The organism is Kitasatospora terrestris (assembly GCF_039542905.1).
Classification (GTDB): domain Bacteria; phylum Actinomycetota; class Actinomycetes; order Streptomycetales; family Streptomycetaceae; genus Kitasatospora; species Kitasatospora terrestris.
The window spans coordinates 1378014-1389959 of record NZ_BAABIS010000001.1; the positions used below are offsets into that span (position 1 = coordinate 1378014).

The 11946-nt window shown below is 73.0% G+C and carries 9 protein-coding genes; 7 read left to right on the forward strand and 2 right to left on the reverse strand.

Features of this window, described 5'->3' with window-relative positions; translation table 11 throughout:
- The first annotated feature begins 161 nt into the window (after positions 1-161).
- From ABEB06_RS06510 to ABEB06_RS06530, 5 genes are read left to right on the forward strand one after another with little or no spacing between them, the layout of a single operon-like run.
- Positions 162-1631 (forward strand): APC family permease, encoded by a 1470-nt coding sequence (locus tag ABEB06_RS06510; protein ID WP_345695828.1) that lies wholly within the window; start codon positions 162-164, stop codon positions 1629-1631.
- Positions 1624-2805 carry an acyl-CoA dehydrogenase family protein gene (locus tag ABEB06_RS06515; protein ID WP_345695829.1) on the forward strand — a complete coding sequence of 394 codons (1182 nt, stop codon included), beginning with the start codon at positions 1624-1626 and terminating at the stop codon, positions 2803-2805. Before ABEB06_RS06510 ends, ABEB06_RS06515 begins: the two co-directional genes overlap by 8 nt.
- 4 nt (positions 2806-2809) lie before the next feature.
- Complete coding sequence (locus ABEB06_RS06520; protein ID WP_345695830.1) at positions 2810-3880, forward strand: phosphotransferase family protein; 1071 nt, start codon at positions 2810-2812, stop codon at positions 3878-3880.
- On the forward strand, positions 3877-4626 hold the full coding sequence (locus tag ABEB06_RS06525) for an SDR family NAD(P)-dependent oxidoreductase (RefSeq protein ID WP_345695831.1): 750 nt from the start codon (positions 3877-3879) through the stop codon (positions 4624-4626). The genes ABEB06_RS06520 and ABEB06_RS06525 overlap by 4 nt, the downstream gene beginning before the upstream one ends.
- Before the next feature lie 35 nt (positions 4627-4661).
- Positions 4662-6323, forward strand: coding sequence for a class I adenylate-forming enzyme family protein (locus ABEB06_RS06530; protein WP_345695832.1), 1662 nt, complete (start codon positions 4662-4664; stop codon positions 6321-6323).
- Here ABEB06_RS06530 and ABEB06_RS06535 read toward each other — a convergent pair.
- Complete coding sequence (locus ABEB06_RS06535) at positions 6320-6922, reverse strand: helix-turn-helix domain-containing protein (RefSeq protein WP_345701754.1); 603 nt, start codon at positions 6920-6922, stop codon at positions 6320-6322. The genes ABEB06_RS06530 and ABEB06_RS06535 overlap by 4 nt on opposite strands.
- Positions 6923-7104: 182 nt before the next feature.
- On the opposite strand from ABEB06_RS06535, the gene ABEB06_RS06540 reads away from it, so the two are divergent.
- Positions 7105-8340, forward strand: coding sequence for a PucR family transcriptional regulator (locus tag ABEB06_RS06540; protein ID WP_345695833.1), 1236 nt, complete (start codon positions 7105-7107; stop codon positions 8338-8340).
- Between the two features lie 2 nt (positions 8341-8342).
- Here ABEB06_RS06540 and ABEB06_RS06545 read toward each other — a convergent pair whose 3' ends face one another.
- Positions 8343-9638 carry an MFS transporter gene (locus tag ABEB06_RS06545; RefSeq protein WP_345695834.1) on the reverse strand — a complete coding sequence of 432 codons (1296 nt, stop codon included), beginning with the start codon at positions 9636-9638 and terminating at the stop codon, positions 8343-8345.
- Positions 9639-10411: 773 nt separating this feature from the next.
- Here ABEB06_RS06545 and ABEB06_RS06550 point away from each other — a divergent pair.
- Positions 10412-11929 carry an alpha/beta fold hydrolase gene (locus ABEB06_RS06550; RefSeq protein WP_345695835.1) on the forward strand — a complete coding sequence of 506 codons (1518 nt, stop codon included), beginning with the start codon at positions 10412-10414 and terminating at the stop codon, positions 11927-11929.
- The last annotated feature ends 17 nt before the right edge of the window (positions 11930-11946 follow it).

Genomic DNA, 11946 nt, shown 5'->3' on the forward strand with positions numbered 1-11946 from the left:
GCACCCGTTTCGCACCGGGCCCGGTGCACCGTGCACAAGTCGGCCGAGCAGTGCCGAAAGCCTTGTGGCACCCCCACCTGCGTGATAGACGTTTGCGTCGTTTACCGCTACTAAACACCCCTGGCGAGCCCGTACCGGGCCGTCGGTCGAAAGGTGGCCACATGGCCGATCTCTTCGCCGGAGGGCACGTCGACCCCCCTGGGGGCGCCGCAGGCCCGGCCGATCCACTGCACCGCGGACTCGGTGTCCCGCAGATCGTGTTCATGGTCGTTGCCGCGGCGGCGCCGCTCGGGATGGTGGCCGGTTCGGTGCCCGTCGCTTTCGCCGCGAGCGGCAGCCCCGCGATTCCACTGTTCTTCGTGCTGTCCACCGCGTTGCTGCTGGTCTTCGCCGTCGGCTTCACCTCGATGGCCCAGCGAGTGCGCAACGCCGGCGCCTTCTACGCCTACGTCCAGGCCGGGCTGGGCCGGATACCGGGCCTGTCGGCCGCGACCCTCGCGCTCTTCTCCTACACGCTGCTCCTCGTTGGGGTGAACGCCTACGTCGGCGTCGCGACGAGGAACGTCATCGAGCGGTGCACCGGCCTCGGCTCGCCGTGGTGGGTGTGGGCCCTGGTCTCGCTGGGGATCGTCGCCTTCCTCGGCTACCGCGACATCGAGCTGAGCGCCAGGGTCCTCGGCGTGGTGCTGGTGCTGGAATCGCTCCTGCTCCTGGTCATGGATTTCGGGATCGTGGGCCACGGCGGCGCCCACGGCCTGTCGGCGACGCCGCTGCTGCCCTCGACCCTGGGCACCGGCGCCCCGGGCCTCGGCATGATGTTCGCCTTCTTCGGGTTCATCGGCTTCGAGGCGACAGCCGTGTTCCGCGACGAAGCCAGGGCCCCTGACGTCACGGTCCCGCGCGCGACGTACCTCGCGATCGCGGTGATCGGCGTCTTCTACGCGGCCACCGTCTGGGCGGTCGTGGTCGGGATCGGCGTCGACTCGGTGGCCGACGCCGCGAAGGCCGACCCCGAGGGCCTGGTCCTCGGGCTGGCGCGGCGCTACGTCGGCCCCCTCTGGTTCGACGTGATGCAAGTGCTCCTGATCACCAGCCAGTTCGCCTGCGTGCTGGCCTTCCACAACGTGGTGACCCGCTACCAGTTGGCGCTGTCCAGAGCCGGCGCACTCCCGGCGCCGCTGGGCGTCGTTCACCCCCGGCACCGTGCCCCGTCGTCCTCCTCCGCGGTCGTTTCGGCGGCCGCGTTCGCCACCACCCTGGTCGTCATCGCTTCCCGCCTCGATCCGATCGGGAACGTCTACGCCTGGTTCTCCGGCGCTTCCACCCTCGGCATCGTCGTGCTGATGGCGGCCACCAGTCTCGCGGTCATCGGATACTTCCGGCGCGTGGCGGAGCGGCGGTCCGCGTGGCGCACGATCGTCGCCCCGGTGCTGTCCTTCCTCGGCCTGGCGGGCCTGGTCTGCCTGGTCGTCGCCAACCTCCCGCTCCTCGTCGGCACCACCGAGGGCGCCTGGGTGATGGGCGGCCTCGTCGCCCTGTCGGCCGTGGCCGGCCTGGTGCAGGCACTCGTCCTGCGCACGTGTCACCCCACCACCTACCAACGACTCGATGCGGGGGTCCCCCATGAGTGAGCACAGCACGACGGACGAACTGGCCGAGCGGGTGAGGGATTTCATCGCCGAGGAGGTCCTCCCCGTCGACGACGCGTTCGACGGCGACGTCCGGGCCGCCGGAGGAGAGGCGCTGCGGATCCGGCTGCAGGGCCTGGCACGGGAGCGCGGTCTGCTGGCCCCGCACGGCCCGGTGGAGCACGGCGGGCTCGGCCTCGGCATGGTCGACCGGATCGAGGTGTTCGAGGCGGCGGGCCGCTCGCTGTTCGGGCCGATGGCGATCAACGTCAACGCCCCGGACGAGGGCAACATCCACCTGCTCGACCGCATCGCCTCTCCCGCCCAGCGGGAGCGCTACCTGGCGCCCCTGGTGCAGGGCCGGTGCCGCTCGGCGTTCGCCATGACCGAGCCCTCACCCGGCGCCGGATCCGACCCCGGCATGCTGCGCACCACGGCGCGCCGCGTCGACGGCGGCTGGCTGATCGAGGGCCGGAAGCGGTTCATCACGGGGGCCGACGGAGCGGGCTTCCTGATCATCATGGCCCGCACCAGCGGTGAGCCCGGCTCGGCCGGCGGCGCGACGATGTTCCTCGCCCCCGCCGACTCACCCGGCATCGAGGTGGTACGGCACGTCGAGACGGTCGACCGGAGCATGCTCGGCGGGCACTGCGAACTCCGCTTCACCGACCTGTTCGTGCCCGACGACGACGTCCTGGGCGGCGTCGACGAGGGCATGCGCTACGCGCAGGTCCGGCTCGGCCCCGCCCGGATGACCCACGTGATGCGCTGGACGGGCGCGGCGCAGCGGGCCCACGAGACGGCCCTGCGCTACGTCAGCGACCGGGAGGCCTTCGGCTCGCGGCTCGCCGACCAGGGGATGATCCACCAGATGATCGGCGACAGCGAGATCGACCTCGCCGCCACCCGGGCGCTGCTGCTCGACGCGTGCCGGCGCCTCGACGCCGGCGAACGCGCCTCCCGGGAGACCTCGATCACCAAGACGTTCGCGGCCGAGGCGCTGCACCGGGTCGTCGACCGGGCGGTGCAGATGTGCGGCGGCCTCGGCGTCTCCCGCGACCTGCCAGTCGCCAAGATCGCCCGCGAGCTGCGGCCGTTCCGGATCTACGACGGCCCCTCCGAGGTGCACCGCTGGTCCCTCGCCCGCCGCGCACTGCGCACCGTCGCGGGGCGGTGACCGGATGAGCGACGACACGGCCGCCACCACCCCGCCCGGCACGCGGCTCACCGACGCCGAACTCACCCGACTGGCCACGGCGCTGCGCGGGAGGGGCACGACACCGGCCGGCCCCCTGCGGGCCGAACAGATCGCCGGAGGACGCTCCAACCTCACCTACCGGCTCACCGACGGTGCGTCGACCTGGGTGCTGCGCACCCCGCCGCGCGCCGGACACACGCCGTCCGCCCACGACGTGGCGCGGGAGTTCACGGTCACCTCGGCCCTACTCCCGACCGAGGTGCCGGTGGCGCGGCCCGTACTGCTGGTGGAGGACCCGTCCGTGCTCGGCGTGCCGTTCACCGTCGTCGAGCACGTCCCCGCCCGGTCGCTCCGTCTCGCCACCGAACTGGCGCCGCTCGGCGACGCGGAGGTCGACGACGTCGTCACCCGGCTGATCGAGGTGCTCGCCGCCCTGCACCGGGTCGACCACGTCGCGGTCGGACTGGAACGGTTCGGCCGCCCGGACGCCTACGCCGAGCGGCAGCTCAGACGGTGGGCCGGCCAGTGGACGCTGGTCGGGGCGCCCGGGCTGGCCGCGACCGGCGAGCGGGTCGCGGAGCTGCTGCGCGCACGCCTGCCGGCCCAGCACCACGTCTCGGTCGTGCACGGCGACTACCGCCTCGACAACACCCTGGTCCGCCTCGGCCGCGCGACCGGCAGGGCCGAGATCGCCGCGGTCGTCGACTGGGAGCTGTCCACCATCGGCGACCCGGTGGCCGACGTCGCCCTGATGTGCGCCTACCGCGACCAGGTCTTCGACCTCATCGTCGGCGCGCCCAGCTCCTGGACCAGCCCCCGGCTGCCCGAGGCGTCCGGCCTCGCGGAACGGTACGAGCGGGCCGGGGGCGTCCCGCTCCGCAACTGGGAGTTCCACCTCGCCCTGGCCTACTTCAAGATCGGCGTCATCGCCGCCGGCATCGCCCACCGCCACCGGGCGGGCGCCGGCGACGGCGACGCGGGCTACGCCGGTGCCGGCGAATCCGTCGCCCGCTACTTCGACCTCGCGCACGACGCACTGCAGGGGACGGCATGACGAACTCCTCCACCCGGACCGCACTGGTCACCGGCGCTTCCCGCGGCATCGGCCGGGGCATCGCCACCCGGCTCGCCCGGCACGGGTGGGGCCTGACGGTCACCGCCCGCAACGCCGACCACCTGACCGAACTCGCCGAGGAGCTGCGCACCGCCGGCGCGCCGCACGTCGCGCGGCTGGCCGTCGACCTCGCCGCCGACGACGCGGCCGACCGGCTCGCCGAGCTGCACCGGCACGCCTTCGGCGCGATGAGCGCCCTGGTCCTCAACGCCGGTGTCGGCACGGTCTCTCGCGCCGCCGACTTCCCGGCGCACCGGATGGCCAAGACCCTGCAGGTCAACCTGGTGACCTCGATGCGACTGACCCAGCGGGCACTGCCGCTGCTCCGCAAGGGCGCCGCCGCCGACCCGCGGCACGGCGCCAGCATCATCGGGCTGTCGTCGATCACCGGTGTCCACGCCGACGCCGGCTACTCGGTCTACGGCGCCAGCAAGGCGGCCCTGCTGCGGTACCTGGAGGCCGTCCACCAGGAGGAGTCCGCGGTCGGCGTCCGGGCAACCTCGATCGCGCCGGGCTACGTCGCCACCGACATGACCTCGTGGATCGCGGACCGGGTGCCCGCCGCGTCGATGATCGCCGTCGAGGACGTGGTCGAGGTGGTCGACATGGTGCTGCGGCTGTCCCGCACCGCCGGTGTGGCACCGATCGTGATGACCCGAGCCGGGACCTCGGGATTCCAGGCCTGAGCCGCCCCCCACCGGATGAGGAAGGTACGTCGACGATGACCCCGCCCAACCCCGAAGTCCTGCCCGACGAGCGGCCCTGGCTCACGAGCTATCCCGCCGGCACCGACCCCGACCCGGTACTCCGCTACGCCTGCCTCGCCGAGGCCTGGGACGCGCGCGTGGCGAGGGCGCCCCACCGCGTGCTCGTCCGGTACTTCGACGGCGCGCTGACCGCCGCCCAGGTCGACGCGGCCTCGGACGCCCTCGCGGCCGCGCTCCAGGACCGGGGCGTCGGCCGGGGCGACCGGGTCGCGATCCACCTGCAGAGCGTGCCGCACTACCTGGTCGTCCTCCTCGCCCTGTGGAAGACCGGCGCGATCGGCGTGCCGCTCAACCCGATGTACCGCGGCCGCGAACTGCGCCGACTGGTCGACGACTGCCGGCCGGTGGGCGTCTTCGCGGCCCACACCGACGCAGCCGAGATGACGGCCGCCCTCGCCGGCTCGTCCGTCACCTGGGTGATCGGCGTCAACGACCGCGACTGGCAGACCCGCAACGACGACCGCGTGGCCTGGGGCGCCGCGTCCAGCGAGCTGGCGGACCTGTCGGCGCTGGTGGCGCAGTACGCGGGACACCGTCCGCGGCGGCCGGCCGTCGGCGCCGACGACACGGCGCTGATCTGTTACACCTCCGGCACCACCGGGCCGCCCAAGGGCGCGCTGAACAGCCACGGCAACGTGCTGCACTCCGCCGCGAACTTCGGCGCCTGGGTGCGTCTCGGGCCCGACGACGTCGTACTGGGCATCGCCCCGCTGTTCCACATCTCCGGCGTGATCCTCAACGCCGCCACCGCCGTCCTCAACGACGCGGCACTCGTGCTCGTCGGCCGCTACCGGCCCGAGGTCGTGCTCGACGCGTTCGCCGAGCACGGCGTCACCTTCACCCTCGGATCGATCACCGCGTTCAACGCCCTGATGGCGCTCGAACACGCCGGTGCCGACCACCTGCGCCGCGTGCGGCTGCTCTACTCCGGCGGCGCTCCCGTACCGCCGGCCACCGTGGAGGCGTTCCAGGAGCGGTTCGGCCACTACCTCCACAACGTCTGGGGGATGACCGAGACCACCGCGGGCGGCATCGCCGTGCCCCCGGGACGCCGCGCGCGCCTCCACGCCGCCGACGGCACCCTCTCGGTCGGCGTGCCCACCCCCGGCGTCGTCGTGCGCGTCGTCGACGCCGAAGGCACCGGCCTGCCGTGCGGGACCGCCGGCGAGCTCGAGATCTCCGCACCCCAGGTGATCTCCGGCTACTGGCAGAAGCCCGACAGCTCCGCCGCCGCCCTCCCCCAGGGGCGCCTGCGCACCGGCGACGTCGCCGTCCTCGACCCGGACGGCTGGGTCTACCTGGTCGACCGGCTCAAGGACCAGATCAACACGTCCGGCTACAAGGTCTGGCCTCGCGAGGTCGAGGACGCCCTCTACGAGCACCCCGCGGTCTTCGAGGCCGCCGTCGTCGGGGAAGCGGACGCCTACCGCGGCGAGGCCGTCGTCGCCCACGTGTCCCTCAAACCGGGGGCCACCGCGACCGCGGACGAGCTCCACGCCTTCGTGCGCGGCCGCCTGGCCGCGTACAAGCGGCCGCGCCGCATCCACCTCGTCGACGAACTCCCCAAGACCGCCACCGGCAAGATCCGCCGTCAGGAGCTGCGCAAACGGGACTAGGCCGGCTCTGGAGCGGCACGCAGGAGCGGGGGCGACACCACCCACAGGACCTCGCTCGCCGTCGGCCCCGGGTTGTCGAACTGGTGCAGCACCCCGCCGGAGAACGAGGTGGACGCGCCGGGCGACAGCATCCGGGTCTCGCCGCCGACGACCAGACGGGTGGAGCCGCTCAGCCCCAGCGCGAAGACGGTTCCCGGGCCGAGCCGGTAGGGGCCACCGGTTCCCCCGCCCGGCTCGATCACCGAGCGGAAGACCTGGAACTCCGTGGTGCCGGCAGGCGTCAGCAGGTACTCGACGACGCCCTCACCGCCCATGTCGATCCGGCTCCCACCCTGCACGACCGGCTCGTCCGGGTAGTCGAACAGCTCTCCCACCCCGATCTGCAGCACCTCGCAGATCCGCAGCAGCGTCGGGACGGACACGCTGGTGAGGCCACGCTCCAACTGACTCAGGAAGCCCTTGGTGACGCCCGCCCGGTGCGCGGCCTCCGTCAACGACAACCCTCGACCGGCCCTGATCTCCCTCAGCCGCGGACCTGCGGAGCCTTCGGGGGCGGGCGAGCCCTCCGGCGCCCCGTCGGTCGTCCTGCTGCTGTCGATGTCCGTTCACCGCCTGTCCCAGAGCCGGGGCCGCCCGGCCGGCGGGTGGCCGGCCGACTCCGACGAGCCCCTCCGTAGGACGAGGCTAGATCATGTCGGGCGCTGTCCCTCCTCCCCCACCGCCGGTGCCGCGGCGCACGCCGGGTGCACCGGCTTCTCGAGATCAGGAGCAGACTTCAGACATGGACGAGCTGTGGCCCCCGCCTTCCCCCGAGGTCGCCGACGCGATCAGGTCCCTGTGCCAGCGCCTGATGAGCGAGACGGACGCCATGGTCGACGCCCTCACCCCGCCCACCCTCGTGGCCCAGAACGACCCCGCCCTGCTCGCCGACGCATCCCTGGCGGAGGAGGACCGCGAGCTCAACCGCTCCGATCTCGTGCAGTGGCTGACGGCGAACGTCCAGCAGCCGGGGCGGCGGGTGGAGCCGTACATCGGCCCGCGTGCCACGGCCTACATCAACGACCTCGTCTCCCGCGGCATCGCGCCGGACTTCGCCGGCGCCTGGCGCGTGGCCCTGGGCATGGGCTGGCGGCGGTGGCTGGAGGAGTGCGCGGCGAAGTTCACCGACCGCGACCTCCTGGTGGACGTCCTGGACGTGTCGGCGAAGTCATTGGTCCAGTACGCCCTCGACTCCGTCCTGGCGCTGCGGGAAGCCAGTCTCGCCGCGGCGATGGGCAACGCGGACGCCGAGGCGATCGCGTTGATCCAGCTGATCGCCGGCGGAGCACCGATGGCGCAGGACCTCGCAGAGGGGCGCCTGCACTACCGGCTGGGCCGCTGGCACACCGGTCTCGTGCTATGGATCGACGACCCCCGGCACGTCGACGCCCTGGACCTGGCCGTCGCGGCGGTGAGCACCCCGGCCTCGGAGCGCAGCACCCTGGTGGCACGTGGCAGCACCGCCTCGCGCTGGGTCTGGCTCTCCGGTGCGGACGTCCCGGACCTGTACCAGGTGGAGCAGGCCATGGCGACGGCACCCGGGGTCCGCGGCGCGGTGGGCAGGCCCGGCCGCGGACTCGAAGGGTTCCGGTCCAGCCACCAGGACGCCCTCGCGGCGCAGGCACTGGTCGTCCGGCTCGCATCCGACCGGCAGTTCACCGCCTACGCCGACGTCGAGCTGATCGACGCGCTCACCAAGGACCGGGCCGGCGCCCGACGGTTCGTCGTCAACACCCTCGGTCCGCTGGCCGGAGCCGACCCGGCGCTGCGGCAGGCGCTCCTCACCTACGTGCAGTGCGGCTTCAACACCACCCGGGCCGCCGCCGCTCTCTACGTGCACCGCAACACCGTCGAGCGGCGGGTCTCGCGCGCGAACGAGCTCTCGGCGGTCAAGGTCGAGGACAACCCGGCCCATCTTGCGGCAGCGCTCCTCGTGCTGGACATCGCGCCCGGCATCCTCGCGACCGCCTCGAACTGACCTCACCCCACGGGATCGACCGGGTGCTCGAGCCTGCGGAACCAGTGGAGGGCCGGAAGGGCGACCAGGGTGGCCCCCAGCAGTGCCGTGAAGGCGAGCGCGGGGCGGGTGACGAGCAGTCCGACCGCCGTCGCCAGGACGACCCCTCCCAGGTTGCCCGCCATCCAGATCAGCCCGGCCGCCGTGCTCTCGGCCCCCGGCGCGTGCCGCTCGCTCAAGGACAACCCGATGGGAAGGGCGGGAAGCAGCATGAACCCGGTCCCGAGGAGCGTGACGAACGCTGTCAGCGCGCTCGGGACCAGGGCCAGATGCAGGCAGGCCATCGCGGTGACGGCGATCGCGGCACCCATGACCTCGACCTCGCGGCCGCGCCGGTCCGCCCAGACGGGCACGACCGCACAGCCGACCACACCGGCGATCATCGTCAGCGCGAGGACGAGCCCGGCGGTGGGCTCGGAGACGCCCGCCGGGGCCAGCAGGGGCTGCACGAACGTCGCGAGGGCGATGAACGTCCCCATCGGGATGACAGCGACCGCGCACAGCCGTCGTACGTGCCGATTGCCGAACGCCACCCGGAAGGACCGGTTGACGCCCGTTCCACCCGTCACCGGGACCGACCCGTGGCCCGCGTACGGGCGCAGGCGCAGGGCCGCGACGAGACACAGCCCTGCGTCCAGAGCGACCAGGGCCGTCACGAAGGTGAGGGTACGGATGTTGCCCTCGCCGGGCAGGCACGCGCCGAGCAGGTAGCCCACGACCATGCCGGCGAACGTCGCGGAGGACGCGGCAGCGACACCAGTGGCGCGGTGCCTCTCCGCCAGGTAGCCCACGGCGAGACCCGGTATCGCGTTCAGGATGAACGGCTGCCCCACCGCGGCGACGACCTGCCCGGTGAACGCCCAGGTGAAGTCGTCGGCCACCAGCCTCAGGAACGCCCCGGCCGCGGTCAGCACCGCCCCCAGCACGAGCGCCGGACGCAGGAACCGGTCGAGCGCCAGTCCGGCCGGGATCGCCAGCAGGACGTAGACCAGCGGGAAGACCTGGGACAGCCAGCCGATCTCGCCCACCGAAACGCCGAAGTGCCGCGCGGCGTCCTGCGTCACCGGCGCGTAGTTCACGAACAGCGCCTGCGTCGCGACCGCCAGCAGCCCGTAGGCGAGGAAGACCACCCACCGGCTCTTCACCGCCTGCTCCGCCACCGGCGCGGCCGTCACCCCGGCCACGCCTGCGGCCTCGTGCCCGGCGCGCACGAGACGGCCGCCGGGCCGGCCGCGCCTGCGGGCACTGCGTCGGATCATGGCGGTGGCGACTGCCCCCACGCCCAGGGCGGCAACTCCGCGCGCTCTTCGCCGCGCGGTCGACAACTCCGGCATCTCACTGTCCTTCTCGGTCGATCGTGGTGCTCCACTGTCACGATCCGGACCACCCCTGGATACGCCACGGTGCACCGGCCTTCGCCCCGCCCGGTGCACTCGGCACCACACGGGCCGTCGCACCGCCGGCGTTCAGCTTCGTCATAGGGCCCCGCACCACTCCTCCTTGACGGACCGCCAGAAGGAGAACCCACGGGCTCGACCCTCCGAGACGATCACCATGCGCCGCTCACCCGAACCCGCCAGAGACCGTCGGGGGATCCACCTGCGGCGCCCCAGGGGTGGCCGAGGGGACGGGGCCCGGTCGCAGACGTTCCTCCGCAGTGCCGGTACGGGCCTGCCCTCAGGTGTGCCGATGCGTGACTGATTCGCCCAACACGCCCGCCGCCGCTGGTCGGAGGCATCGGACGGAACGCCCACGGCGCGTCGGCCCGAGTCCACTCGGTCGGGCCCGGCCCCGACCTCGCCGAGCACCCGGAGCGCATCGACGGTGGTCGGCGCATGACGGCAGCGCCGCCGTCATGGCCGGAGAACACATCACCCTCTCCCGCACCCCGGCCGCGGGCTCTCCCCACCCCTCAGAGTCGTTCCGCTCGACTCGGCCCTTGGCATGACATTGCGCATGTGACATTGTATTGGCGTTTCCGATCAAGCACGTGCGCCGGGGGGCGCTGCGCCGATGCGAAGGGTTGACGGTCATGGGGGGTCCTGGCGACCGGCTGGTGCTGTTCTGCGTTCCGCACGCGGGCGGGACGGCGGCGGCGTTCAACGCGTGGCAGGCGCTGCTCGGGGGCGCGGTCGAGGTGCGGGCGATGGAGCACGCCGGACGCGGCACCCGCGCCGCCGAACCCGGCTACCGGAGCATCGGGGAGGCCGCCAAGGACTTCGCCGCGTTCGTCACCGCCGGTGCCGGCGGGGCCGATTGGGCGGTGCTCGGCCACAGCATGGGCGGGCTGATCGCGTACGAGGGCGTGCGGCTGCTGCAGGAGCGGGGATTCCGTCCGGCCCGTCGGCTGGTGGTCTCGGCGTGCCCGCCGCCGCAGCACGGCTTCGGGCCGGTCTGGGGCGCCGGGACGTCGGACGCGCAGGTGGTCGACTTCCTGCTGCGCCTCGGCAGCATCCCGCCGGAGATCGCGGCGAGCAGCGACGCGATGGGCTACTACGTCGGTCTGGTCCGCGAGGACGCCCGCCTGACGGACGCCCACCGACACCGGCCGCCCGCCACACCGCTGAACTGCCCGGTCACCGTCCTGTGGGGCGGCGCCGACCCGGTCACCGAGGCGTTCGACCCGGCCGACTGGCGCGAGGCGGCGGGCCGGCCGGTGGACATCCGGACACTCCCGGACGCCGGCCACCTCTACATCACCGAACAGGCCGCGCGCGCCGCCGACCTGGTCCGGGCGGACCTGCTGCCCGCACCGACCAGCGGTCCGTCCGCGCGCGCCGCGACAGGAAGGCCCGCCGTGGACACCGGCGTCGAGCTCTACATCGACCTGCTCAAGCGCACGCTCACCAACACCGTCTACGAGGACCCGCCGCTGCCCAGCGACTGGGCCCCGGACACCGCGTACGACCCGATCAGCCGGCACGCCGGGCTGGACTGGCCGAGCACCGCGCACACCATGGTCGGCCTGCGCCGGCTGGACAACGTGCAGTACTGCGTCGAGCAGATCCTCGCGGACGGCGTCCCGGGCGACTTCATCGAGACCGGAGTGTGGCGCGGCGGCACGTCGATCTTCCTGCGCGGGCTGCTGCGCGCGCACGGGGTGACGGACCGCCGGGTGTGGGCCGCGGACTCCTTCCGCGGCATGCCGGTGGTCGGTCCCGAGGGCCACCCCGGGGACGCGGAGCTGGAGACCCACCTGCTCAACGACGTGATGGGCGTGCCGCTGGAGCAGGTCCGCCGCAACTTCGAGGCGTACGGGCTGCTGGATGACCAAGTGCGCTTTCTCCAGGGCTGGTTCAAGGACACCCTGCCGACCGCCCCGGTGCGCAGCCTGTCGCTGATGCGGCTCGACGGCGACCTCTACGAGTCGACCATGGACGCGCTCACCAACCTCTATCCGAAGCTCTCCGTCGGGGGCTTCGTGATCGTGGACGACTACCTGATCAAGGTCTGTGCCGAGGCCGTCCACGACTACCGCCGCGCCAACGGCATCGACGACGAGATCAAGGACATCGACGGGTACGGCGCCTTCTGGCGCCGCACCCGCTGAGCGGGGGGACGTGGACC

Bases quoted from the DNA above. Each gene is read 5' to 3' on its own strand.
- ABEB06_RS06525 (WP_345695831.1), top strand. From the start codon at position 3,877: ATGACGAACTCCTCCACCCGGACCGCACTGGTCACCGGCGCTTCCCGC.
- ABEB06_RS06520 (WP_345695830.1), top strand. From the start codon at position 2,810: ATGAGCGACGACACGGCCGCCACCACCCCGCCCGGCACGCGGCTCACC.
- ABEB06_RS06550 (WP_345695835.1), top strand. From the start codon at position 10,412: ATGGGGGGTCCTGGCGACCGGCTGGTGCTGTTCTGCGTTCCGCACGCG.
- ABEB06_RS06515 (WP_345695829.1), top strand. From the start codon at position 1,624: ATGAGTGAGCACAGCACGACGGACGAACTGGCCGAGCGGGTGAGGGAT.
- ABEB06_RS06530 (WP_345695832.1), top strand. From the start codon at position 4,662: ATGACCCCGCCCAACCCCGAAGTCCTGCCCGACGAGCGGCCCTGGCTC.
- ABEB06_RS06540 (WP_345695833.1), top strand. From the start codon at position 7,105: ATGGACGAGCTGTGGCCCCCGCCTTCCCCCGAGGTCGCCGACGCGATC.
- ABEB06_RS06510 (WP_345695828.1), top strand. From the start codon at position 162: ATGGCCGATCTCTTCGCCGGAGGGCACGTCGACCCCCCTGGGGGCGCC.
- ABEB06_RS06545 (WP_345695834.1), bottom strand. From the start codon at position 9,638: ATGATCCGACGCAGTGCCCGCAGGCGCGGCCGGCCCGGCGGCCGTCTC.